We start from the raw sequence: 26,081 nt of genomic DNA on the forward strand, positions 1-26,081 counted from the left end.
AAGTATTGACTGAAGCGATGCTTTTAGAAAAAAACTCCATTGCCATAATTTTCTTGGCAATTTAGTTAGTAAGGTTATGAAACGTAAATGTATTTCTTACTGTTGATCTAATTGCAAATGAGTGAGTCAATAGTTTCTACAGATTTAACCAGAGCGCAAAAATCAGAGGCTTTTAGTAGATTTGCAATAATTCACTGTCTGCTAAAAATCCGTAATTTAGAAGTCCCATTTTTCATGGAGTAATACATGACTTCGATTATTTATCCCATCACCAATCTTACCTCTATCGAGCAACTGGATATTACCCGTGGTGAAGGTGTTTACGTTTATGATCAAAATGGTAAACAATATCTAGAAGGCATGGCGGGTTTATGGTGCACCTCTTTAGGTTATGGTAACCAAGAGGTTATTGAAGCTGCCAAAGAACAAATGTCTAACCTGAGTTTTGCGCATTTATTTGGTGGCAAAACCCATCCGGCTAGTCGTGAACTTGCCGATCGCCTACAAGCCATGGTTCCTGTTAAAAATGCCAAGGTATTTTTTGGTAATTCCGGGTCAGACGCCAACGATTCACACATTAAAATTTTACATTACTATTTTAATGCGATTGGTAAACCCAATAAGAAAAAAATCATAACTCGCGAAAGAGCCTATCACGGTGTTACGGTTGCGTCGGGCTCTTTAACCAGTCTACCGGTGAACCTCGCTGAGTTTGACGCGCCTATTGATGCGCTCGGTATTTTACGTACCGACCATCCGCATTATTTTCGCGGTAAATTATCGCAAGAGAGCGAAGCCGCATTTGTCGATCGTATTGCGCAAAATTTAGAAGCATTAATTGATCGCGAAGGACCAGAAACCATTGCTGCCTTTATTGCTGAGCCTATTACTGGCGCTAGTGGCGTTATCGTTCCACCAGAATCTTATTACCCTAAAATTCAACCCATTTTAGAGCGACACGGCATTTTATTCTGGGCCGATGAAGTGATTACGGGTTTTGGTCGTACCGGTAATGATTTTGGTTGCACTACCATGAACATTAAAAACCCAGATTTAATGACCTTTGCTAAACAATTATCATCAGCGTATTTCCCCATCAGTGCCTCGGTAATTAACGGTGATTTTTACGAAGCCATTGTAGAGCAATCCAATAAAGTTGGCGTTTTTGGTCACGGCTATACTTACACCGGCCATCCTGTGGGTTGTGCGGTGGCTAATAAAGTTTTAGAAATTTACGAGCGCGATAATATTTTTGCGAAAGCCGCCGAAACCGGTGAATATTTACAGCAACAATTACGTAAATTCGAAAGCTTTGCCAACGTCGGTGAAGTTAGAGGAAAAGGCCTACTAGCGGCAATAGAGTTTATTACCGCCGATCAACCAGGATCACAACCACCCGCAGGTGTTGCAGCATTCTGTGCAAAAACCTGTGAAGAAAATGGTTTGATCGTAAGACCGGTTGCAGGAACCACTGTAGCGATTTGTCCGCCGTTAATTATTAGCAAAGCGCAAATCGATGAGTTGATTGAAAAGCTAGAACATTCGCTTCATAAAACTTTAGAGTTTTCGGCTAAAGCTCAATAAAACTCAATCGTTAAAAATCTTTAACCCAGCGCTTGGCTTCTCTTTGGGGGAGCCAAGTTCTCGCCTCTTGATGTATTTTCTGCTTAATTCCCAGTGTTCAATTTTTATCTTGTTCAAATGCCCCAAGTCCTTATCGTTAAGAAAACGCCCATTAAATTACGCACGAGTTAATCAGAAATTCTTCAAAATGGTCTCAAACGAGCATTCCGAGTTGTTTGACGCGTAACTTATAGCGTTGTACAGATTTCCCACAAATCGCCGCTGATTGTCTGTCAATGATGATCCTATGACTGTGCGAAAAAAATTGCCTGTAATTTATACACTTTGAGGTTGATCGATTCGATTTCGTTTTGGTCTAGAGCCATAACTCTTTGCGTTTTGATTGAACAACAGTGAACCTAACACAGCGGAATTCATTACGATGAAAACATTTAAAAAGCTGCTACTGACCAGTGCAGTAGCTGCCACTTCCTTGGCAATGATTGCCTGTTCCCCAAGCGAAGAGGCTTCTAAGCCTTCAGAGCAAGTTTCTGCCAGCGAATCAGCACCAGCAAGCACAAGCGAAAAAACTGAGCAAGAGAAGCTCATTTCCACCCTAGAGCAATTTTACGAAGAAGATCTAAAACGCTCGCCGTTATTTGCATCTTACCGTGGTTCTAAAGAAGGCTATGGATTATGGAATGACATTTCGTTAGCGAAACAAGACGAAGAACATGAGCTGGATAAAACCCGCCTTGCGATTTTAGAAAAGTTTGATGCGTCACAATTAGATGATCAAAACAAAATCACCCTAGCCATTTCTAAAGCAGGTTTAGAGCGCAGCATTGCTCAATACGAATTCCGCGATAACGATTATGTTATGCAGCAGTTTCGTTCGTGGCACACAACCGTTCCCAGTTTATTAATTAATATCCACCGCGTGAGCAGCGAGCAAGATTTAAAAGACTATTTATCGCGTCTTGAAAAAGTAGCGCCGTTGTTTGATCAAACCATTGATCTTATGCGTCATCAAGCCGGTTTGGGAGTATATCCACCCCGTTGGACTTACCCACAAATGATTGAAGCATCGAAAAATGTGATCACCGGTGTTCCCTTTGATGATAGCGAAACCGAAAATCCCATTTTTGCAGACTTTAGTAAAAAACTTGCCAGCCTTGAGCTTACTGAAGAAGCATCCGATGCGTATTTAGCACAAGTGACAAAAATATTAAAAGAAGTCACCGCACCGGCCTACGAAAAATTAATTGCCGAGCTTGAAGTTCAACAAGCCAAAGCGCCAGAAGGCGACGGTGTGTGGCGTTTGCCAAAAGGTGATGCTTATTACGCGCAACTTCTAAATTATTACACCACCACCAATTTAAGTGCCGAAGAAATTCACCAACTGGGTTTGGATAACGTTAAACGCATTCATTCCGAAATGGAAGTCATTAAAGACAAAGTCGGCTTTAAAGGCTCTCTGCAAGATTTCTTTAAATTTATGCGTGAAGACTCACAGTTCTTCTATCCAGAAACCGACGAAGGTCGCGACCAATATTTGGCAAAATCGGTCGAAATTATCGATACCATGCGCGACGCCTTACCCAATTATTTTGGTATTTTTCCGAAAGCAGAAATTAACGTAAAACGCGTTGAACCGTTTCGTGAAAAAAGCGCCGGTAAAGCCTTCTACCAAGGCCCACCACCCGATGGCAGCCGTCCAGGTATTTATTACGTAAACCTTTATCGCATGGCCGATATGCCAACGTACCAAATGGAAGCATTGGCTTATCACGAAGGTATTCCGGGTCATCACATGCAACTTGCGATTACCGCCGAATTAGAAGGTATTCCTGAATTCCAGAAAACTGCACGCTTTACCGCCTTTACCGAAGGTTGGGGTTTGTACAGTGAGTATTTAGGTAAAGAAATGGGCTTTTATCAAGACCCGTATTCTGACTTTGGTCGCCTTGCCATGGAATTATGGCGCGCTTGTCGATTGGTGGTAGATTCCGGTATTCACGCAAAACAGTGGAGTCGCGAACAAGCGATTCTATACTTGCAAGACAACACACCTAACCCAGAAAACGACACCGTTAAAGCCATTGAGCGCTACATAGTTTATCCGGGCCAAGCAACCGCTTATCTTGTGGGTAAAATTAAAATACTGGAATTGCGCGAATACGCCAAAGAACAACTTGGTGATAAGTTTGATATTAAAGCCTACCACGATCTAGTTTTAAAAGATGGCCCAATGCCGCTTTCAATGTTAGAAGACAAGGTGAATGCTTGGATTGAAACAGTAAAATAAATTTTCGATAGCAAATATATAAAAACTCCACTTTATAAGAGTTTTTAATCGCACAAGGATGTGCAAGCAAGTTAAAAAACTCGAATTTCTTCGAGTTATTATATATAGAAACTTCTGATTAACTCTTCCATGATTTAATCAGAGGGCAGACATTGAAAATGTGATTTCTAATGTTTTCACAATTTCAATCACCTACCGTTCTTGAAGTTGGCGACACATCCTTGTGTCGGCAGAAACTCTAGGTTAATGAGAGTTTCCTCTCGAAAGCCTCCGGTTCGCTTAAATGTAGACCAAGCAGAGTTTTTTATCCCGAATCAACCCGTCATAAGCGTCTTTAAACAATATGTAATTGCCACGCTAAGCAAAAGACACCGCATCTAAAGCAATGCCAGCAGCGGCCGTTCTATTATCAACATCCAATTTTTTAAAGATTTGCTCTAGGTGTTTGTTGATTGTTCTCGGTTTTATACCCAGAATGGTTGCAATATCCCAGTTGGATTTTCCTTTCGATAACCACAGTAATACTTCCGCTTCGCGTTGCGTAACAGGTAGTTTTTCAATCAGCCGTGCCAAGTCTAGATTATGGTTGTGGCCAGAAAGCCGAATTAAATGCTGAGAGCCAACCTGATTAAGGTAGGTAACACTAATCGTGGAATTTTCAAAACCTTCTAGCTGAACGGTTGCGGTTGGGTCTTTTTCCCAGGTTTTATTTAACGCGGTTTGTAAATGTGAAAAAAGTATTTGGGGCTCGTGCTCGTATTGATCGAGCTGTTGTTCGGCGCGATTGGTGGCCCAAATTATAAAACCCAATTTGTCGATTGCGATAATCGATTGATCTGCCGAATCAAGAGCAGCTTTAGCGCTAAGTTGTCTGCGGGCGTTATGTACATGAACTTTTAGTCGAGCAATAGCTTCTTGATTATTAATCGGTTTGGTAATGTAGTCTACGGCCCCCGATTCTAATCCGCGGATAATGTCTTCTGTTTTCGATAAGCCCGTCATAAAGATAATCGGTAACGAAGGTTTTTTAGCAACAATTTGACGGCAGGTTTCAAAACCGTCTATTTCTGGCATTAGTGCATCAAGCAAAACAATATCGGGGGTAATACGCTCGGTTATTTTAAGTGCTTGTTTACCGCCCAAGGCGACCAGTACCGTCATGCCTTCGGAGTTCAACGCTTGATTTAACATCCCTAACGAATCTGGTGAATCGTCGACAATAAGTACCGTAATGGGTTGATGCCCGTTGCTATTCATCGTTGTTTTCAACCTGCCAAGACTTGAGAATGTCTGTTGTGATAATTTCCAACTCTTCGAAGTTAAAATGTTTGGCGAAAGTGCGCATCTTATTTAAGGTGTTTTGAGGTAATCCTTGAGAGCTTCCTAACTGGTCTAATTCAATCAATATTTCGTTTAAATTGCCGATTTGAGCGTTTTGTTGAATATTGCGTACGTTCTGTGTTGCGGTTTTTGTGGCCTGAGACTCCGATTTTTCTGATGCTTTTACAGTGTTATTGGGTGGTTTAATATCGTTATCATAAATCCATTGAATGTTTAAAAGATTCCGTATTTTTTCTAAAAGTGCGTCGAGTTGAATCGGCTTTTCTAAATAATCGTCATGCAGCTTTTGGCTGGAATTAACGTTGTAGAATCCACGAGCATTTGCAGAGACCATAATGATCGGCAATTTTTCAAAGTTGTCTCTGATATATTTCGCCAAATCCCAGCCGGATGCAGCCCCCAGTTTTATATCCAGCAAAACCAGATCAATGTTATTGAGTAAGGTTATAGCAGATTTTATATTCTGCGCTTGCAATAATTTAAAATTTAATGGTGTTAACAGACTAACCAAGAGCTGTCGGTGATCACTGTTGTCGTCAACTATCAGAATATTTTTTACCGGCCCAGAATAACCCACAATGGTTGCGTGTGGATTTTGTTCCTCAACTTGATCTTGTGTAGGTGCAGCTTGAAGTAATAAGGTAAAAGTCGAGCCAACACCTTCTGTGCTTTCAACCTCGATATCAGCACCCATCATGTCGGTCAGCTGTCGGCAAATAGCAAGACCTAATCCTGAGCCCGATATTTGCCGCTGTTCGGCTTCTTCTGCACGTACAAACGGCAGAAAAATAGCTTTTAGTTGTTCTGAAGGAATTCCATAGCCGGTATCTCGAATTTTAAATTGAGCAACGTGGTTTTTATAACTTACCGAAAAATAAATAGAGCCAACCTCGGTAAATTTTATCGCGTTTGATAACAAATTAATGAGTATTTGACGCAATCGCTTTTCGTCGACTTTAATGGTTTTAGGTAGATGTTCTGGGCAATGATAGTGAAATTCGAGATTTTTCGATTCAGCTTGCTGTTTGAACATTTTTACCAACTGATCCAGCATTAAATCGAGACGAACTTTGTCAGAATTTAAATTCAAACGTCCGGCCTCGATTTTAGAGATCTCCAACAATCCCTCGATCATTGTCGCCAGATGCTCTCCGTTACGATGCAAAATTGATAGCTTATCTTGGTGAGCCGGGGAAATTTTGTGATCTTTTTGTAAAAGCTGTGCATAACCTAAAATAACGTTTAACGGCGTACGCAGTTCGTGACTGAGCGCGGTGACATAATTACTTTTAGCAATGTTGGCTGAGTCTGCGACTCGGCGCGCTTTTTCCAGCTCTTTTAACGTTATCTTGTGCGCGGAGACTTCCTTGACCAGTTTTTCGGTTTGTAGATTAGTCTCCTGTAGTGCCATTTTTGAGCTTTTATGAGCCAGTATAAATAACCAAACCAGCACACCCAGCAATATTAAAATCAGTACAAAACTTGTTGTTAACGCTTGCTGAACGGCTGAATGTTCTATTGTGCCGTTGCCATAAATTGGAAAATAAGCAATATAAAATATGCCCGCAGAAATGACCGAAATTATGGTGAATGCAAATATAAATTGTGCGGTCGGCCCCAAAAAATAACGATACACGCTTTCGCCAAAAATAGGTTTTAACAGAGCAGTTAATTGTGCAGAAAGATGGGCGTTGGGTCGGCATTTATCATTGCAACGTGTTTCTAGTACGCAGCATAACGAGCAGATAGTGGCGTTGTGAAATGGACAATGGCTAAGATCTTCGGGATCAAATTGATTGCTGCATAATGTACAAGTATCTTGCGTGTGAGGTTTAGTTAGTGATTTTATTTCTATAGGCTGATTACAGTTTGTATTATGACAATCATCAGCCTCAACTAAGTAGTATTTGCTTTTCGTTGCAATGGCAATTAAAGGAACCGTAATAAACGGGATAAAAAAGGCGATAAATCCTGAAAATGCAGCGAGTTCGTTACCCAATAAACCGGTGCTAGAAAAAACACCAAAAATAGAGGCGAGTGCGGTTGAGCCTACACCAACCGGATTTATGTCGTACAGCTTGGAGCGTTTAAATTCAATGTGCTTAGGACTTAAACCCAAAGGCTTGTTAATCACCAAATCGGCAATAATAGAACCAAACCAAGCCAGTACAAAAACAGAATAATGATGCAATACGGTTTCGATCGCACGATAAACACCAAGCTCCATAAGCAATAATGCGATGGTGACATTAAACACCAACCAAACAACACGGCCTGGATGGTGATGGGTTAATCGCGAGAAAAAGTTTGACCAAGCCAAAGAGCCTGCGTAAGCATTGGCAACATTAATTTTTATTTGGCAAATAATCACAAATAATGCCGCTATGATTAATGCCCATTGGGGTGATAAAGAAAAATGCTGAAATACGGTACTGTACATAATGGTTGGGTCGGATGCTTTATCAACCGAAAACCCCTGTTGCAGCAGTATAAATCCTAAAAGGGTACCTAAAATTAATTTAATAGCACCAAAAATTACCCAGCCCGGCCCTGCACTTAATATAGCAAGCCACCATTTTTTTTGATCTTTCTTGTTAATGTCGGAGTTAAAATTAGGCTCGGGCATAAATCGCAAAAAATCCACCTGTTCACCGATTTGTGCCATGAGCGCAAATAACACCGCAGTGGCAGCGCCAAAGGCCATCCAATCAAAATTTTGGCTATTTACCGTCGAGTTAATACCCGGAAAATTAAGCCATAAATCAAGGGTATTTTGTGGATGCTGCGCAATATAAATAATGGGCGCAATTTGCAGCAGCAACCACAACGGTTGAGTGACTAGCTGCATTCGGCTAATCATCGTTATGCCGTGGGTCACAAGGGGAATTACCACAACGGCACTGATTAAATATCCCAACCAGACCGGAATATGAAAGAGTAAATTGAGCGCACCCGCCATAATGGTGGCTTCAAGCGCAAAAAATATAAAGGTAAAAGACGCGTAGGTTAACGACGATATTGTCGAGCCAATGTACCCAAATCCTGAGCCGCGGGTTAGCAGATCGATATCCACCGAGTATTTAGTGGCGTAGTAGCTAATGGGAATGCCGGATAAAAACAATAACGTACAAACGACAAAAATAGCCCACAACGAGTGGTACACGCCGTAATTAATAGCGATAGTGGCGCCGAGTAGTTCTAGAACTAAAAACGAACTGGTTCCTAGGGCGGTATTAGCAATTCGAGAAAACGACCACTGCCGCGCTCGTCGAGCGGTGTATCGCAGAGCAAAATCTTCTAAGGTTTCATTAGCCACCCATTGATTATATTGTCGATGGGGTTGAGCTTTTGACTTTGCGGTTTGGGATTGATCGTTAAATAGTATGTTCACAGAATGCGTTTTTTGGGTATGCGTTTACAAGCTATTAACGTCGAGAAACCGTTAAGAGTTCTGCGTATATTATTGGTTACCTTTTTACTACGGGAAATTTTGATTAACCCATTCATGATTTAATCAACAGCCAGAAATTGAAAATGCGATGTTCAATATCGTTACCATTTCATTCATCGACAATACTCAGTGTTGGCAATTCAGTGTTGGCAACTCATTGTTGGATTGCTGATACTCTGAGTTATCAGCGTCACCTTTCATAAATCAAAATTGCAAAAAACCACGAGTTGATCACATCCTAAAAATATTTGAATGTAAAAAAACAATGCGTTAGCGTGGTGCTGTTAGTTTTTATGTGATCTCAATTTGTGCATTTATCTTATTTATTTTGCTTGTCAGTAGTTCAATGACTATTGGATGGCAATTATCTTGCCAGATATTTGGGCGTTTTTGGCTTGAAAAACGGCATTTTGCGATTTTATCAATACGTCATTTTGCGCAGTATTTAGCGTCAATCACCGAATTCTTATCAATTACTCACCTTTGCATAATTGGCCCAGAACCAAGGTTATTTAAACAATCTTTGTCGCCAAGTTATTCATCTAAAGGGAGATATTGCTGTTATGAAGTATTCAACTGTTAGACCTACTTATTTTTTGACCGCTTTGTTATTAACAGCACCTTTGTGTCACGCCGAAATAGAGATTGCAGAAGGTATTAGCGCCACTGGGTTTATCGACATGTCGTTCGTCAGTACAGATATGGACGGCGCTGAAGACAGTGATAATGAATTTTCGGTCGATCAGGTTGAAGTTGATATTACTTATCAAGGTGCGGAGGGTGTTTCTGCCCGTATTGATATTGAGTTTGGTGAAAATGGCACCGGTAACGGAGAAGACGAGACATTTATTGAGCAAGCATTTATCACTAAACAAATTGATAAATCCTTTAGCGTAACGGCTGGTCGTTTTTTGAGTTATACCGGGTGGGAAACCGAAGAGCCTACTGGCTTGTATCAGGTAAGTGGTACTGGTTATGCACCGGTTTTTTACGGTTTTTATCAGCAGGGAGTATCGGGTAAATACGTCTTTAATAAAGCGATATCCGTGACCTTATCGGTAGTAAACGATTTATTTGCTAATCCTATAGAAAGCGATACTAATAATTTGGGATCAGAAATTGGTATTCATTTAAATCCTGTAGAAGGGTTAACTGCCAAGGCGTTTTATCTGTCGGAAACAGATCGTAATTCGCTAAATGTGTGGAGTTCGTACGAAATCAAAGGTTTTACCTTTGCAGCGGAATACAACATCGCAGAAGGCACAACAGGTTTGGATGACGAATCTGATGGATATTTATTGATGGCAAATTATGCCTCGGGAGACTACGGAATAACCTTGCGCTATCACGCTTATGAAACTGAAGATCCTACCGGTCAAACAATTACCGACTTGAGTGCAATCACCATTGCCCCAAGCCTAAAAGTAGGTGAAAACCTACAATTAATTGCCGAATTTAGAATGGATTCCGATGACATCAACGATGTTGATACAAATACGTTTGCTTTAGAAGCTTTATTTACGTTCTAAACAATATCAATTAACTCATTTACCTGAGCTTTAAATGAGTTATTTTAAAAAATAACAAGTAAGGTATACAGCTATGAAATTAAAAACCCTTTTTATCGCTACCGCAGCGACCATGTCGTTAACCTTATCAAATGTATTGTTAGCGGGTGAAACCATCAAAGTGGGTGTATTGCATTCACTATCGGGCACCATGGCGATCTCAGAAACCACGTTAAAAGACACGGTTTTAATGATGATAGACGAGCAAAACAAAAAGGGTGGTTTGCTCGGTAAAAAATTAGAACCGGTCGTAGTAGACCCCGCTTCTAATTGGCCCTTATTTGCCGAAAAAACCCGCGAATTAATCACCAAAGACGACGTTGATGTTATTTTTGGTTGTTGGACGTCGGTTTCTCGTAAATCGGTGTTACCGGTTATTGAAGAATTAAACGGATTATTATTTTATCCCGTGCAATACGAAGGTGAAGAATCGTCGAAAAACGTTTTTTACACCGGTGCCGCGCCTAATCAACAAGCAATTCCGGCGGTGGATTATTTAATGGATGAAATCGGTGTAAAACGCTGGGTACTTGCCGGTACCGATTACGTTTATCCACGCACTACCAATAAAATTTTAGAAGCGTACCTAGAAGCAAAGGGTGTCGATAAAAAAGACATTATGATCAGCTATACGCCGTTTGGTCATTCTGATTGGCAAGGTATTGTCTCTGATATTAAAAAGTTTGGCAGCGAAGGTACGCAAACCGCGGTGGTTTCAACCGTAAATGGCGACGCTAACGTGCCGTTTTATAAAGAGCTGGCGAACCAAGGCGTTTCTGCCGAAGATATTCCGGTGGTGGCTTTCTCGGTCGGCGAAGAAGAGTTGTCTGGTTTAGATACTGCACCGTTGGTTGGTCATTTGGCGGCTTGGAATTATTTTCAAAGTGTTGAGGCCGATGTTAACGAAGATTTTATAAAACGTTGGCAAGCATTTACCGGTAAAGAGCGTGTTACCAATGACCCCATGGAGGCAACCTACATTGGCTTTAACATGTGGACTGCCGCCGTTGAAAAAGCCGGTACCACCGATGTTGATGCCGTTGAGCAGGCAATGATTGGCATTACCTCACCAAATCTTACCGGTGGCATTGCCGTGATGAATAAAAACCATCACCTATCAAAACCGGTGTTAATTGGCGAAATTCAAGAAGATGGTCAATTCGAAGTTGTTTGGAAAACCGAGAGCGTGGTACCGGGCGATGCCTGGTCTGATTACCTTCCTGGTTCGAAAGATATTATTGCCGATTGGACTGCACCCATTAAATGCGGTAATTACAATGTAAAAACCGAAAAATGCTCGGGCCAGAATTTCTAATCCATTCATATTTTTTCATGGAGCCTTTGATGAATTCATAACGGAATTGATCAAAGGCTATTAAATAGTCACCACGCTGATAATAATTCCGAAATTATTTTGGGATTGTTATTGTGTGCTCAACATATCTATAAAAGTGAGTTTATGTATACGGTACTATTTAAACTTAAAAAGCTCGCTGTATTTTTTTTACTAACACTTTTTGTTGTGATTTCATCGCGCGCGCAGACTTCAGATATTCAAGCCGCTGAGGCTAGTGACTCGCTTACATTTGAACAATTAGTCGCGCAAATGCCCTCGGCGAAATTAAACGATTTGCCCGAAATTATCGACGCACTTGAATTGCTATCAGACGACCGTTCGCTGGTTTTATTTGAATTTATGCTTGAGGGAAAATTGTATTTTATTGAAACCAATAATACGGTAATTACGCTTAACGAAGAACTAAACAACGGTGAAGTCTATGTGGCTACCAATGTAATAGATCTAAGCACTATCGCACGCATCAATGACGATGAGATCAAAAAAATACGTGTTAATAATAAATTGCGCATTCAGTTGAGAAAAGCCATTGCTAAGCTCACCTTGTTTAGTAAAAATCCCGAGCGAAGAAAAACAGCAGTAGAAAACTTAATGTCGAACCTCACCTTAGACAATATAGAGTTGCTGCAAGAAGCTAAAGCGTCTGAAAAAAATACCGCCATTAAAAATAAAATAGAACTGGCATTAAATATAGCCGCGTTACAATCTAAAAACATTGATGAGCAAAAATTAGCGATTAAAGCGCTCGACGGTGAATTGCATCCAGAAGTCCGAGGTGCGCTCAATGCCATTATTGAAAAAGACTCGGACGGTAATTATATAACGAAAGATAAACAACTTATCCAATTGGCAGAGGCTGCGCTAAAAAAAATCGACAGTAAACTCGAATTTTACGGATTTCTAGAGCGACTATTTTTTGGCTTGAGCTTGGGTTCTGTGTTGTTACTGGCCGCCATCGGTTTATCCATTACTTTTGGGGTAATGGGTGTTATCAACATGGCCCACGGTGAGCTATTAATGTTGGGTGCCTATACAACCTACGTTATTCAAACCCTAATGCCAAATTATATCGGGTTATCTGTATTAATTGCTATTCCTGCGGCATTCATTGTTTGTGCATTAGTGGGTATTGCCATTGAACGTGGCATTATTCAATTTTTAAAAGGTAGGCCGCTAGAAACCTTACTCGCTACCTTTGGTTTAAGTTTGATATTACAACAAACCGTACGCACTATATTTTCGCCATTAAACCGACAAGTAAGCACACCTGACTGGATGGCCGGAGCCTTACAGATTAATCCCGGTTTATCACTCACTTATAATCGCCTGTACATTATTATTTTTTCGTTAATGGTGTTTGTAGCGCTGTTATTAGTGATGAAAAAAACCTCGCTGGGCTTGTACGTGCGAGCGGTTTCGCAAAACCGCGATATGGCCAAAGCCGTAGGCATTAAAAGCGACTGGGTTGATGCCATGACCTTTGGTTTGGGTTCTGGCATCGCCGGTGTGGCAGGTGTTGCACTTAGCCAATTAACCAATGTTGGCCCTAATCTCGGTCAATCCTACATTATCGATTCGTTTATGGTGGTGGTGTTTGGCGGTGTGGGTAATCTTTGGGGCACATTGGTTGCGGCGTTTTCTTTGGGCGTATTTGGTAAATTCCTAGAACCACTCACCGGCACAGTGCTCGCGCAAATTTTTGTTTTAATTTTTATTGTGCTGTTTATTCAAAAACGGCCACGGGGCTTATTCCCACAAAAAGGGAGGTCGGCAGAATAATGGCTAACGCAATAAACTCGTCGTTTTTATCCATGAATAACACAACTCGCGAAGGCATGTTATCCAGCCGTGGTGGTAACGTATTTTTAGCTCTTCTGGTTGTTGTTACCCTATTGGCCTCAATTGGTAATCAATTATTCCCGGCCGGATCTGCATTGCATGTAGATACCTACACCATAACGCTGTTGGGTAAATATTTGAGTTTCGCGCTGCTTGCCATGGCGGTAGATATCATTTGGGGCTATTGCGGTATTTTAAGTTTAGGCCACGGTGCTTTTTTTGCGCTGGGCGGTTACGCTATGGGCATGTATTTAATGCGCCAAATCGGCGATAGAGGCGTGTACGGTAATCCTGATTTGCCAGATTTTATGGTGTTTTTAAATTGGTCTGAACTGCCATGGTATTGGCAAGGATTTGATTCTTTTCCGTTTGCTATGCTTATGGTGCTGTTAATTCCGGGCATTTTGGCGTTTATTTTTAGTTGGCTGGCGTTTAGATCGCGCGTAACCGGAGTGTATTTTTCGATAATAACCCAAGCGCTTACCTATGCGTTAATGCTGGCGTTTTTTCGCAACGAAATGGGTTTTGGTGGTAATAACGGTTTAACCGATTTTAAAGATATTCTCGGTTTTGATTTACAAAGTGATACTACGAGAATTTGTTTGCTATTAATTACCGCTGCATGTTTGGGTGTTATCTATCTTTTAAGCCAGTTTATTTTATCGTCTAAATTTGGTCGCGTAATTGAAGCCATTCGCGATTCGGAAAGTCGCGTGCGCTTTGTGGGTTTTAAAACCGAAAACTACAAAGTATGGCTATTTGTGTATTCTGCATTAATCGCCGCCATTGCCGGTGCGTTGTACGTGCCGCAGGTAGGTATTATTAACCCCGGTGAATTTGCACCGTTGAATTCTATTGAAGTGGTAGTGTGGGTTGCCGTTGGCGGGCGAGGCCTGTTGTATGGTGCAGTATTAGGTGCGTTACTGGTTAACTTTGCAAAAACCCATTTTACCGGAATTCTTCCTGAAGCATGGTTATTTGCGTTAGGCGCGCTCTTTGTGGGTGTGACCATTTTTCTGCCGCGTGGCATTGTGGGTTTATTATCTTCACGAAATAAATCAATGGAGGATAAACCCTAATGCAACCGTTTAGCCATCTTCGAAATTTTATTAATAAAGATCGAGTTTTCGATTTTTTAGTGCCCGAAAAATCCATTAATATCGATACTTCTCACAATGTACTTTTGTACGTTGAAGGCTTAACGGTTTCGTTTGATGGTTTTAAAGCATTGAACGATTTAAATCTTTACATCAATGACGGCGAACTGCGTTGTTTAATCGGTGCAAATGGTGCGGGTAAAACAACCTTAATGGATGTAATTACCGGAAAAACACGACCTAATTCTGGTACTGCCTATTTTGGTCAAACTCATAATTTATTAACAAAAACCGAAGCCGAGATTGCCAATTTAGGCATTGGTCGTAAGTTTCAAAAACCAACGGTCTTTGAAAATCACACCGTATTTGAAAACCTAGAACTCGCTTTGCGAATGAATAAAGCGATTTTAACCAGCATTTTTTATCGCATGAACAGCGAACACTTAGATCGCATTGCTGAAATTCTCGATCTTGTAAACCTCAAACAACACGCCCGGCAAATGGCAGGCGCATTATCGCACGGGCAAAAACAGTGGTTAGAAATTGCCATGTTGTTGGTTTCTGAACCGCGTTTATTATTGGTAGACGAACCTGTAGCCGGTATGACACCCCAAGAAACCGAACACACCGCAGAGCTGTTAACCTCGCTGGCCGGAGAACACACGGTAGTGGTTGTTGAGCACGATATGGCCTTTGTACGCAGTATCGCCAAAAAAGTCACCGTGTTACACCAGGGTTCTGTATTGGCCGAAGGCAATATGGACGATATTCAAAATAACCCCAATGTAATAGAAGTCTATTTGGGAGAATCCCATTGATTGAATTAAAAAATCTAAACCAGTTATACGGTGGTTCACAAATACTGTGGGATTTAAATTTAGAATTAAAATCCGGTAGCCTAACCTGTTTATTAGGACGCAATGGCGTAGGTAAAACCACCTTATTAAAATGCATGATGGGATTATTACCGACTAAATCGGGAAATATCTTATTGGATGGCAAAGACATAACTCGCAGCCCAACACACTTACGCCCAAAGCTGGGCGTGGGTTACGTGCCCCAAGGCCGCGATATATTTCCGCAACTTACTGTAGAAGAAAACCTACGCACCGGCCTTGCAGGAAGAACCGATGGCAGCAAAAAAATTCCCGAATTAATCTACGAATTATTCCCGGTATTAAATTCAATGCTAAAACGCAGAGGCGGTGACCTATCTGGTGGCCAACAACAACAACTCGCCATTGGCCGCGCACTCACCATAGAACCCAAGCTGTTAATTCTCGACGAACCTAACGAAGGCATACAACCCAACATTGTTCAACAAATTGGCGACGTAATCATTCGGCTTAACAAAGAATTCAACACCACCGTATTACTCGTCGAACAAAAAATCGCGTTTGCCCGAAAAGTGGGACAAGACTACGCCATAATGGAAAAAGGCAGAATAGTCGCCTCTGGAGAAATGAGTAAATTATCGGATGAAGTGATTAAAGAGTATTTGGCGGTGTAGCGGAGTTTACCTTTAAAAACCACTTAAAAATATTAATAGATTTTTTTAGTATTATAAAAACGATAGGAAATTCTGATTGCCTAGAGTTTCATGTGGTACAAGGATGTGTCGCAAATTTCAAGAGCTGTAAGCGATTGAAGTTGTGAAGAAATTGGGAGTCGTATTTTCAATTTCTGTTCTATGATTAAATCATGGATGAGTCAATCAGAGGCTCCAATAGTAATTTTCTAATAAATCATAGCTAATTTAATTGGTTAATAATGTTCTTCAATGTATGCGTAGGCTTTATTAAATAATTCTTTGTCTTTTCCCAAACCAAATTGCACTAATGTTATGAGCAACGCTTTTTGAATTTCGCGTGGGCCGCTGTTGGAGTTTTGCCAGCCTTCAAATCGGGTGGCTTTAACGATCTTGTCGATCTGCTCCACCACATCGCCGATGAGCTTTGGCGTGGTTTCTGGGCGGGTTTCCAGGAAGAGTTTAGTTAAGGCCTGCTTGTTGTCCTTTTCGGTAACGACGTGGTCACCGGTTTCGCGTTCGGCTTGTACCGTGTCTTTAGCTGCATCTAATAGGCCTTTTAACCAGTCGATGGCTTTGATGACACCCGCTTCATAGTCTTGGCGCAGTTTTTCTAAGCGTTCACCTAACTCGACAAACTTAGGGTCGTTACTGCCACGCAGGCGGCCCATAAGGTCAATTTCCAGGCGTTTGGCGCGTTGCTCTTGTTCTTTATCTGTCAGGGTAAAAATGGCGTGTTCATCCATGATCAGCTCGTCGATATCGTCGCGGATGCGATTGATGTCGGTATGCTCGTGGATCATTTTGATGGTTTCAGGGCCAAGCGCCGCCCACACCAACGCACCGGTTTGGCCGACTGGGCGCACCGATTCATAAATCTGTGCGAGCCATTTATAGTTTGTGCGATACGGAGCTAGGAAGGTATCTGGGTTTATGGCCGACCAAAGTTTGGCTAACACGCCGAAACTGGCGGCAAATTCATCGCGTTTTTCATTGGTTGGCAAGCATTCTTGCGCCGCCATAATGCCTTCGAAGCCTTCTAAAGTGCGGTCCACATTGGGGAAGAAGGACAAACATTTATCTAACTGGGCGGGTAATAATTCTTTAAAGGCTTCAATGCCTTCTACCACGCCATCGATTTCTTCCGGGTTGTAGGCCAGCGCGGTGCGCAGGTTTTCAAACACACCAAGGTAGTCGATGATCAGGCCCATGTCTTTGCGCACTTCGTCTGTTTCATACAAACGGTTGGTACGGCACATGGCTTGCAGCAGCGTGTGGTCGCGCAGCGGTTTGTCCAAGTACATGCAGTAGCAGATTGGCGCGTCAAAGCCGGTGAGCAGCTTGGCGGTGACGATGATCAGCTGCAACGGATGCTTGGGGTCTTTAAAGCTTTCGATTAAGTCTTTCTGGGTTTGGTCTTCGGCATCTATGTGCTGCCAACGCTCAAAATCTGCTTGTTTAATCGGCAGTTCTAAATCGTCATGCCACTTACGCCAGTCTTTATTGACTTTGTCTTTCTTGTCGCCCTCCAGTGCCTTCACAGGTGCCTGATCGACGTTCATCACCACTTCAACGGCATCAAACCCGAGCTTTTCACCTAGCAAATAATACATCTGCACGCAGGCATCGCGGTCGTACACCACCACCATGCCTTTCATTTTTTTCGGCTTGACGTGGCTGGTAAAGTGTTCGGCTATATCAGCGCTGACGGCGGCCATGCGTTTAGGCGCTTTGAGCATCACCGCTAATTTGCCCGCGCGTTTTGATAGCGCTGCCTTTTCTTCGTCGTCCAGGTTATTTTCCTGGGCAAGCTGCTCAAACTCTTGGTTGATGGCATCACGGTCTACCCGCAGCTCGGCCAAGCGTGGCTCAAACTTCACCGGGTTAGTGGCGCCATCGCGGATCGACTGTTTATAGCTGTAGCGACTCATGTAGCGCCCGGGATCTTCTTCGGCACCGAATAGCTTGAAGGTATTGCGGTCGATACCAGAAATCGGTGTGCCGGTTAAACCATAGAAGTGCGCTTGTGGCAGGGCCCAGCGCATTTTCTCGCCCAAGCCACCTTCCTGCGTGCGGTGGGCTTCGTCCACCAACACAATAATATTGTCGCGGCTGTTAAGGCCGTTGGGGTTGCTATCGTCTATCTCGACATCTTTAAATTTAAAGATGGTGGTAATTAATATCCCACGGCTGTCTTGTTCGATATGTTGGCCGAGCTTTTTGCAGCTCTGCACCTTGATGAGGTTTTTAACGTCGGCACCGCCGAAGGTTTCGTTGATTTGGCTGTCCAGATCACGACGGTCTACCACAATCAATACAGTGGGGTTCTTTAGGGTATTGTCACCACGCAACATTTTGGCGGCGTAGAGCATCAACAACGATTTACCGGAGCCCTGGAAATGCCAGATCAGGCCTTTTTTTGGGTAGCCGTTACGAACCCGATCAACGATCTGCTTGGCCGCTTCAAACTGTGGGTAACGCGGCAGAATTTTAATGCGCTTGGGCGGGGTGTTTTTACCGGTTTTAACCGTTGAAAACAGCGCGAACGATTCCAGTAACTGCAATAAGGTTTGCGGGTTTAACAAGCCCTCACAGCTATTAAGCACCGATGCCAAGCCGGGCAAAATGTCATCGCGGAGGTCGGTATTGTGCCAAGGACCCCAATCTTTTACCCGGGCATTGATGGCGCCATAAGCAAAGGTTTTGCCTTCGCTGGCAAAACAGAGCAGGTTGGGCACAAAGTAGGGTTCAACGTTCTTCCAGTAGTGCTTTTTACCGCCCATAAAATCGGCAGCGCCGTCTTGCCAGGTCACACTGGGGCGGGTAGCGGTTTTCACCTCACCCACCACCAAGGGAATACCGTTCACATAGAGCACAATATCAAAATAGACTTCGGTCGCCGCGATATAGTGCACCTGCTGTGACACCACAAAGTGGTTGTTGCTGATATTGTCGAAATCAATCAGGTTGATGGTGATATGGTCGCCATTCTCACCAAAGGGTAAGGTCTTTTCAGCCATTAACCATTCATGAAAATTCTCATTGGCTTTTACCAGGCCGGTATGGCGCGCTTCTAGCACCACACCACGCAGCTTATAAATCACTTCATCGGCGTAATCCAGCTGCTTGGCAATATCCGGGTTTAACGAACACAACGCGTCTTTCAGCCATTCATCGACGAAGATGTCCTGCGCTTGTTTGGGCAGGTTCTCACCGTGGCAGTAAGTCCACTTTACGCCGCTTAAACCTTTTAAGCGGTTGATAATTCCATTTTCTGTGACGGTTTGTTCGTTAAACATAATTACATTACCATGCTATTTATAATACTCTTCCGAATCTCGACTAAAGCCACTACTTTATTTTTTAAGATGCTAATAGATTTCGAAAGGCTTTCAATGTCGTTAAATACATCGTCTCTCTCCTTATCACCAATGACAGGAATTCTAATATTTTCGATCTCTCTTCCACTTATATTCGGAGGGTCCGTACCGAGTATGCAAACACTGATATTGCGAACAACGTGCTTAGAACGAAGCAATATCGATAGCTGTTCGTTAGCGTAAGAATTACCTTTTGCTCGAATCCTGCATACTCGTTGGTTTAGCAAAGAAGGAACGTCGCATTCTGTTACTACCGCGAGCTTTAGTCTTTCAGAAAGAATCGGCCTTGTCATGGCCATTACAATTTCACCTTTCTTGAGAGAGAATTGGCTATGTAGCTCTAAAAAGTTTTCAGGCAAAAAAGATTTTTCATCCCAGGTAACCTCACCCAATCCAACATTTGCAATCTTTAACCATTTAGTACCGTCTGACTTTGCATCTTTACTTTTGAATGCATATCCAGGCTCAATGTGTGCCACTTCCCTAAGAGGTTGCTGTCGTCTTTTCTCTCCGAGTGCCATAGAGCCTCCTTCTCTCCAGACTCTCTGCTCCAAAAGCACATCAATCATTTTATTCCCTTGTTGAATCGACTTTTCAGCTACTTCAATTGCCTTATCAACTTTGCCTACTAGTTTTAATTTGCTTTCGATTAATTTTCTACAACTGGGTATTTGGAAGCTTTGCTGAGATAAAACCTTCCATTTAATAGTCGGTGAGAGCGAGCCTTCCGATATTGCAACCGCACGATTCATAAAAACATCGGACTGCATAAAAAATGGCAAGAATTCTGGCATTACATTTTTAGGGTTCGCTTCAAGCACCATAGCATGTGCCGAGCAAATACAGTCCCAGTCTGCCACTGCCACTTTACGCTGATAGGCGCGGCGTTTACCAAAAATGATTTGGCCTTTATTCACCAAAAGTTTTTGGCCTGCCACATCACTGGGTACACCGTGCCGCTTAATATGCAAGCTGTCCGGGTCCAAATGCTCCAGTCCAACATAGACTTCAAGCTCGGTTTCACTGGGCTCGACACGCTTGGAGATATGCTTGGCGATATCGCCAAACTTCACCATTTGCCAACCTTCGGGTAATTGTTGATCGCTCATTTACTGCTCCACCTTGCTTTCAACCTTGGTCGCTCCCGGCGTCCTCGGCAACTGCTCCTTGCGTTGCTCTACCTCCTGCATCCTTGCAGTCGTGCCTTTCGCGACACTCATACTTCCTTGTATGTCGTAACCTAATTGCGCGAGGCTTTGGAATAACTTATTGGTCTGTTTTTTTAATTGCACCCGGCTAACCTTCCATGCCTCGATGGCATGCTCAATATCGTGCACTTCGCCATTGTTTTGTGCCTGCACATAAAGCGGAATCGACAGGTTGTAGAGGTTCTCTTTGATGGTGGCGATATCCACTAATGCGGTGATGTCGCTTTGCTTTTCGGGCGTGAAGTAAGCTTCACAGAGAACGGCTAAGTCATCATCCGACAATCGGCTGTGGGCGCGTTCGCGGGTAACGTGTTCCACGCCATTGATAAACAACACCTTGTTTTTGCGCTCGGCGGGTTTATTGCAATTCAGCACCACCACGCAGGACTCCATCGGCGAGTTGTAAAACAGGTTGGGCCCAAGGCCAATCACCGCTTCGATAATGTCCGACTCGATTACCTGTTTGCGAATGCTTTGCTCGGAGTCACGGAACAATACGCCGTGTGGCCAGAGCATGGCGGCGCGGCCAGTGTCGGGTTTCAGGCTTTTGATGATATGGGTGTAAAACGCATAATCGGCACAGCCTTGTGGTGGTACGCCGTAGAGGTTTCGTCCGTAAGGGTCGGCGGCAAACTTATCGCGGTTCCACTTTTTAATCGAATATGGCGGGTTGGCGAAAATCACATCAAACTGCTTGAGCTGGTCGTTTTCAATAAACTTGGGCTCGGCTAGGGTATCGCCGCGCAGCACGTCGAACTCTTCAATGTCGTGCAAAAACATGTTCATACGGGCTATCGCTGAGGTGAGCAAGTTCACTTCTTGGCCATATAAATGAACGCCACGCCACTCTTGTCCTTGCGAACGCAGGTCCATGACCGCATTAAGCAACATGCCACCGGTGCCGCAGGTGGGGTCGTAAGCTGTTTCACCGGGCTTTAAGCCCATGATGCGTGTCATTAAATGCACGACGGTGCGGTTGGTATAAAACTCGGCAGCGGTATGGCCGGAGTCGTCGGCAAATTTTTTGATGAGGTATTCGTAAGCCTCACCCAGATCATCCTGAGCGACCGATTTAATGCCCAGCGGAATTTTACTGAAGTGCTCAATCAGATCAGACAACAGGTGATCGGGCAGGCGCTCTTTATTGGTCCACTGGGCATCACCAAACACGCCATGTAAGCGCGGGTTATTGGCTTCAATAAGGCGTAAAGCAGTTTGAATGGCTTCACCAATGTTTTTGCTGGTGTGGCGCACCTTTTCCCAGCGGGCTTCCTTGGGAATATCAAAACGGTGAAACATGGGCATGGCGGCGTATTCGGCATCGCCTTCATGGATCTCCAATGCTTCGGTGTATTCTTCCAAATACACATCCGAAAGGCGCTTATAAAACAGCAGCGGGAAGATGTACTGTTTGTAATCTGAGGCGTCGATTTGGCCGCGCAAAAACTCGGCCGCACCCCAGAGTAAATCCTCTAACTTTTTCTTATTTAATGCGCTCATGATGTCTTCTTATCGCTTAGTTGCTGCTGCACTTGTTGCTTTAGCTTCTGGCCAAGCGCGGTTAAACGGTATTTTTGGTTACGGCTGGTTGGCTTGTCTGGAATGGTCATTTCTACCAAGGCTGGGGTGACCTCCAGAGCCGGTTTTAAGTAGTGTTTACGGAAATGCTCGGCGTTTTTCAGTGCCATTAATGCCATTAATTCGTCGCGGCTGTGCTCTTGGCTCATGAGGCTGATCATCCGTGCGACTTCCGTGGTGACTTCCGTGGTGACTTCCGTGGTGACTTCCGTGGTGTCTTCCGTGGTGTCTTCCGTGGTGTCTTCCGTGGCGAACAAGGTCAAAGTCACTCCGGATGTACTGTCGGAGTGCCATTTTGGTGCGGGTAGGCCCGCTGCTTTGCAAACTTGTTGAATGACTACACTGCCGCGGCCGAGCTTTTCCATATAGCCTTGCAGGTATAAACCGTGGGCGATGTCTGGGTTACGCAGTACCGAGATATGGCCTTGCTGAATTTTGTGCTCGTCGATGCCTTGCGGAAACGCACCGGCATTCCATATTTTCAGGTGCGCAGGGCTAACTTCAACCTTAATGCCGCCGGCAAAGCTGCTGTAATCGCGGTGGGCAAAGGCGTTGACAATGGCTTCGCGTACCGCTTGTTCTGGGTACATGGGGATGTCTTCGCGCTGATTATTAGCACTGCTAAAGCGTGCGCGCGATGGCGTATTGCGCATCACAAAGGTGATCAGCTGCTCGATCACCTCGGCCATTGGACCATCGAGGTGCTGTAAATCCTGATATTCGTCGTCGGCCTTATGGCGATAACACACAGCGCGCACGCGGGCTTGCGGATGGCGTTTACCCGGCGCACTGGCCAGTAATACATCGGCGGCATTGGTTAAGCGGCCGTATTTGGCCAACGATAACAATTGCAATTGGTGCAGTAAGCCTTGTTCGGCTTGCGTGACTTCTTTGGGAATGCGTTTGGCAGATAGCAGCTTATTACAAGCACTGGTTGATAAACCTTGTTCGTCGAGTTCAGACGAGAACAAACGCTCCCAGCGGGTAGGTTCTACTTGCTTGCGCATGACCATATCGCGGATGGTATCGACATCGGCTTTTTGGGTTTGCTCGCCTGCACGTATGTAGATATCACTGTTAAAGGCGTAAGGAATGTCTTTGCCAGCCGGTACCTCAACCACTAATAATTGTCTAGTTTCGACTTGCTGAACTTCTACCGAAAACAGTACTGGCGGTTGAATCGCCGATTTAAGCTGGCTTTCGAGCTGTTCAGCTACTTGTTGGGCACCTTTTACGCCCTTGATTTGGCCTTTATCATCAACCCCACATAGCAGGTATCCACCTTGGCTATTTAAAAAGGCGCAAACCTGCGGGCCGCAGTGTTTTAACTCGCAGCTGGTAAGGTATTCAAGGGTTTGGTTTTCGCCCAACGACAGTAGTTGTGTGAGTTGTGCGGCCGTTTTACTCATGGCTTGCTCCAAACTTCTTACCGACTAATTCTGCGTTCTCAAAATGTTGTTTCAATAGCTCTTCAACATCTTGATATCTTGAAAACTGCGCAGTAACAAAAACACTGGCATCTAAATCAGATTGAAATTTTTGAACCCAGTTACCCTGCCTTTCATCCAACGGAAGATGTTCCATTGTCGCATCTTCATATAAGTCGATAACTTTTAAGTTAGAGATGGAGCTTGCACCTCTTTTTAGTTCTAACTTACTTCTATCATCACGGTTTTTATAACCTAAATCCATTAGCATTCGGCGCGCAAATACGACATGGTCATGCGCTAAAAACCAGCGAGGTTTATTTAACTCAATGGCTTTTTTCATTTCCTGATGAGTAATGGATAGGCCAGTTGCGTCAAGTCCACTGCCATATTGCGGCGTAATGATGCCTAAAAATAGGTCACATTTTTCTACTGCTTTTAAGCAGCTTTCGAAGGCGGTTTCGTTGGACGATACCGGCACTGTTCCTTTGTGTGACATGAGTACTTCATACCCATACTCGGTTTGGTAACCAAAACCAGTTAGCAATGCAAAGACGCGGTCTAGCAACTCTTCTACACCGTAAACTGTTGAAGAAACCATAATCTTCAGCTTCTTGTTACTCACAGTTCAAACCCTTCCATGATCAGCAATGCTTCCAGTTCATTTTCGGCTTGCTCTAGGGCGGCCAGTTTTTGTTGGAAGTCTTTTAGCGCTTCTTCCACTGTGATGGTTTCTTCTTCCAGTGGTTTTTGTACATAACGCGCGATATTGAGGTTGAAGTCGTTTTCTTCAATTTCACTGAATGGCACCCAGCGAGCAACGCCTTCTTTTTCGTGGCTGTAATCTTTTAATTGATATTGGTATATCTCGTAAATTTCATCGGCTTGGTCATTACTTAAGGTATTTTGTGCGCGACCTTTTGAAAATATTTCTTCGGCGTTGATGATTAGAACGGGCTCTTTTGGTTCTGACTTGGCTTGTAGTATTAATATACAGGCTGGAATTCCAGTTCCATAAAACAGATTAGAGGCCAATCCGATAATAGTTTCTATATGACCTTTCTCTAAAAGAGATTTACGAATCTTTCCTTCAGCGCCACCACGAAATAAAACTCCGTGAGGTAAAACTACTGCCATGCGGCCAGTCTCCGGCTTGAGACTGGAAAACATGTGCTGTACCCAAGCAAAGTCACCATTGGTTTTAGGTGCCAGGCCAAACTGGTTGCGTGCAAATGGGTCGTTGCTCCACTGGTCGTAGCCCCATTCTTTTAGGCTGAATGGCGGATTAGCAATGACGTTATCAAATTTCTCGAGTTGATCATTCTGCAAAAATTTAGGGTTTCTTAAGGTGTCACCGCGAATAATCTCGAAGTCCTCCATGCCATGAAGGAATAAATTCATTCGTGCAATTGCTTCAGTTGTAAGATTTTTTTCTTGTCCTTTTAGGATTAAAAGGCGAGGGTCACTACCGGTACTTTTTACATGGTGGACCGTCTCTAGAAGCATGCCCCCGGTTCCACAAGCTGGGTCGTAAATACTTTCTCCGACTTTTGGGTCAAGTACGTTTACCATTAAACGTACGATGCTTCTGGGGGTGTAGAACTCACCGGCTTTTTTGTTGGCTTTATCCGCAAAACGCTTGATAAGGTATTCGTATGCGCGTCCCATATCGTCGTTACGAACACAGGCAACGCCTAGATTAACCTTGTTAAAATGACCAAGAAGTGTGCTAAGAAGCTCGTCAGAAAGTCGTTCTTTGTTAGTCCAGCTCGCATCCCCAAAGATACCGTGCAGTTTTGGATTAGCTAACTCTATTCCACGAAAAGCGTCTTTTAATGCTTGACCAACGTCTTTTACTTCGGCGAAGACATGTTTCCAGTGACAGCTTTCTGGTATTTGAATGCGGTGGAACATGTCGGCTTTGGCTAGGTCTTCATCGCCAACTTGTTCGAGAGCCAGCAGAAGCTCTTCGTCATAGACATCACAGATTCGCTTAAAAAACAGTATTGGGAAAATGTACGTTTTGTAGTCGGAAGCATCTATTGGGCCGGTAATGATGTGAGCGGCATGCCACAAGTGAGCTTCTAGATCTTTTAGATTTACGAGTGTCATTCAGTCAATTTTCTTAATATGATAAGTACTTCAGATAGTTTACGATAATTAGTCGATTTAATCTGACATTATTTTATCCTTTCACATAGGTTTACGGTTTTGCTCGAAGTGCATTTAAAATTATTTAATAGAGAGTTAGGGCGAAGTAATTAGTTGGTTCTCTAATCCATAAGAATCTCCGATTAACTAATCCATGATTTAATCAGGTGGTGGAAATGGAAAAATGCAAGTTACTAAATTCTTTATTTTTATTTACAAATTATTGTAGTTGGTGGCTGCAGCCCTGTGTTACTAAAAACAGGGCTAATTAGAGTCTTTTAGACT

16 protein-coding genes are annotated in these 26,081 nt (G+C 43.3%); 8 read left to right on the plus strand and 8 right to left on the minus strand.

The annotated features are described in order from the left end of the window. Nucleotides 1–246: 246 nt before the first annotated feature. Both ACYQ2C_RS00630 and ACYQ2C_RS00635 read left to right on the plus strand, forming a co-directional pair. Nucleotides 247–1,584, plus strand: coding sequence for an aminotransferase (locus ACYQ2C_RS00630; protein ID WP_460098990.1), 1,338 nt, complete (start codon nucleotides 247–249; stop codon nucleotides 1,582–1,584). Between the two features lie 421 nt (nucleotides 1,585–2,005). Next, a complete protein-coding gene (locus ACYQ2C_RS00635) occupies nucleotides 2,006–3,871 on the plus strand; it encodes a DUF885 domain-containing protein (RefSeq protein ID WP_460098993.1) in 1,866 nt (621 codons plus the stop codon). Between the two features lie 357 nt (nucleotides 3,872–4,228). Here ACYQ2C_RS00635 and ACYQ2C_RS00640 read toward each other — a convergent pair whose 3' ends face one another. Both ACYQ2C_RS00640 and ACYQ2C_RS00645 read right to left on the minus strand, forming a co-directional pair. Then, nucleotides 4,229–5,128: a response regulator gene (locus ACYQ2C_RS00640; protein ID WP_460098996.1), complete on the minus strand. Its 900-nt coding sequence runs from the start codon at nucleotides 5,126–5,128 to the stop codon at nucleotides 4,229–4,231. Continuing rightward, the gene (locus ACYQ2C_RS00645; RefSeq protein ID WP_460098999.1) at nucleotides 5,121–8,603 is read right to left on the minus strand and encodes a hybrid sensor histidine kinase/response regulator; all 3,483 of its coding nucleotides are present in this window, start codon (nucleotides 8,601–8,603) and stop codon (nucleotides 5,121–5,123) included. Before ACYQ2C_RS00645 ends, ACYQ2C_RS00640 begins: the two co-directional genes overlap by 8 nt. A 623-nt stretch (nucleotides 8,604–9,226) precedes the next feature. Between ACYQ2C_RS00645 and ACYQ2C_RS00650 the strand changes: the two genes are divergently transcribed. The 6 genes from ACYQ2C_RS00650 (at nucleotide 9,227) to urtE (ending at nucleotide 16,034) form a co-directional block, all read left to right on the plus strand. After that, nucleotides 9,227–10,192: a porin gene (locus tag ACYQ2C_RS00650; RefSeq protein WP_460099002.1), complete on the plus strand. Its 966-nt coding sequence runs from the start codon at nucleotides 9,227–9,229 to the stop codon at nucleotides 10,190–10,192. Nucleotides 10,193–10,304: 112 nt separating this feature from the next. After that, complete coding sequence (urtA, locus tag ACYQ2C_RS00655; RefSeq protein ID WP_460099400.1) at nucleotides 10,305–11,546, plus strand: urea ABC transporter substrate-binding protein; 1,242 nt, start codon at nucleotides 10,305–10,307, stop codon at nucleotides 11,544–11,546. A 144-nt stretch (nucleotides 11,547–11,690) separates the two neighbouring features. After that, entirely contained in the window at nucleotides 11,691–13,367 is a 1,677-nt protein-coding gene (urtB, locus tag ACYQ2C_RS00660) for an urea ABC transporter permease subunit UrtB (protein WP_460099004.1), read from the plus strand. Further along, a complete protein-coding gene (gene urtC / locus ACYQ2C_RS00665) occupies nucleotides 13,367–14,506 on the plus strand; it encodes an urea ABC transporter permease subunit UrtC (RefSeq protein ID WP_460099007.1) in 1,140 nt (379 codons plus the stop codon). Before urtB ends, urtC begins: the two co-directional genes overlap by 1 nt. Continuing rightward, complete coding sequence (gene urtD, locus ACYQ2C_RS00670) at nucleotides 14,506–15,342, plus strand: urea ABC transporter ATP-binding protein UrtD (protein ID WP_460099010.1); 837 nt, start codon at nucleotides 14,506–14,508, stop codon at nucleotides 15,340–15,342. Before urtC ends, urtD begins: the two co-directional genes overlap by 1 nt. Continuing rightward, complete coding sequence (urtE, locus tag ACYQ2C_RS00675; protein ID WP_460099013.1) at nucleotides 15,339–16,034, plus strand: urea ABC transporter ATP-binding subunit UrtE; 696 nt, start codon at nucleotides 15,339–15,341, stop codon at nucleotides 16,032–16,034. Before urtD ends, urtE begins: the two co-directional genes overlap by 4 nt. Before the next feature lie 254 nt (nucleotides 16,035–16,288). On the opposite strand, the gene ACYQ2C_RS00680 is transcribed toward urtE, so the two are convergent. From ACYQ2C_RS00680 to ACYQ2C_RS00705, 6 genes are read right to left on the minus strand one after another with little or no spacing between them, the layout of a single operon-like run. Beyond that, nucleotides 16,289–19,351, minus strand: a complete 3,063-nt coding sequence (locus ACYQ2C_RS00680; RefSeq protein ID WP_460099016.1) for a type I restriction endonuclease subunit R — start codon at nucleotides 19,349–19,351, stop codon at nucleotides 16,289–16,291. Nucleotides 19,352–19,353: 2 nt separating this feature from the next. Then, nucleotides 19,354–20,541, minus strand: a complete 1,188-nt coding sequence (locus ACYQ2C_RS00685) for a restriction endonuclease subunit S (RefSeq protein WP_460099019.1) — start codon at nucleotides 20,539–20,541, stop codon at nucleotides 19,354–19,356. Further along, on the minus strand, nucleotides 20,542–22,140 hold the full coding sequence (locus tag ACYQ2C_RS00690) for a type I restriction-modification system subunit M (RefSeq protein ID WP_460099021.1): 1,599 nt from the start codon (nucleotides 22,138–22,140) through the stop codon (nucleotides 20,542–20,544). Beyond that, entirely contained in the window at nucleotides 22,137–23,627 is a 1,491-nt protein-coding gene (locus tag ACYQ2C_RS00695) for an RNA-binding domain-containing protein (protein ID WP_460099024.1), read from the minus strand. The genes ACYQ2C_RS00690 and ACYQ2C_RS00695 overlap by 4 nt, the downstream gene beginning before the upstream one ends. Next, on the minus strand, nucleotides 23,620–24,270 hold the full coding sequence (locus ACYQ2C_RS00700; RefSeq protein WP_460099026.1) for a DUF4062 domain-containing protein: 651 nt from the start codon (nucleotides 24,268–24,270) through the stop codon (nucleotides 23,620–23,622). The genes ACYQ2C_RS00695 and ACYQ2C_RS00700 overlap by 8 nt, the downstream gene beginning before the upstream one ends. After that, nucleotides 24,267–25,757 (minus strand): type I restriction-modification system subunit M, encoded by a 1,491-nt coding sequence (locus ACYQ2C_RS00705; RefSeq protein ID WP_460099029.1) that lies wholly within the window; start codon nucleotides 25,755–25,757, stop codon nucleotides 24,267–24,269. Before ACYQ2C_RS00705 ends, ACYQ2C_RS00700 begins: the two co-directional genes overlap by 4 nt. Between the last annotated feature and the right edge of the window lie 324 nt (nucleotides 25,758–26,081).

The organism is Sessilibacter sp. MAH3, assembly GCF_054658275.1.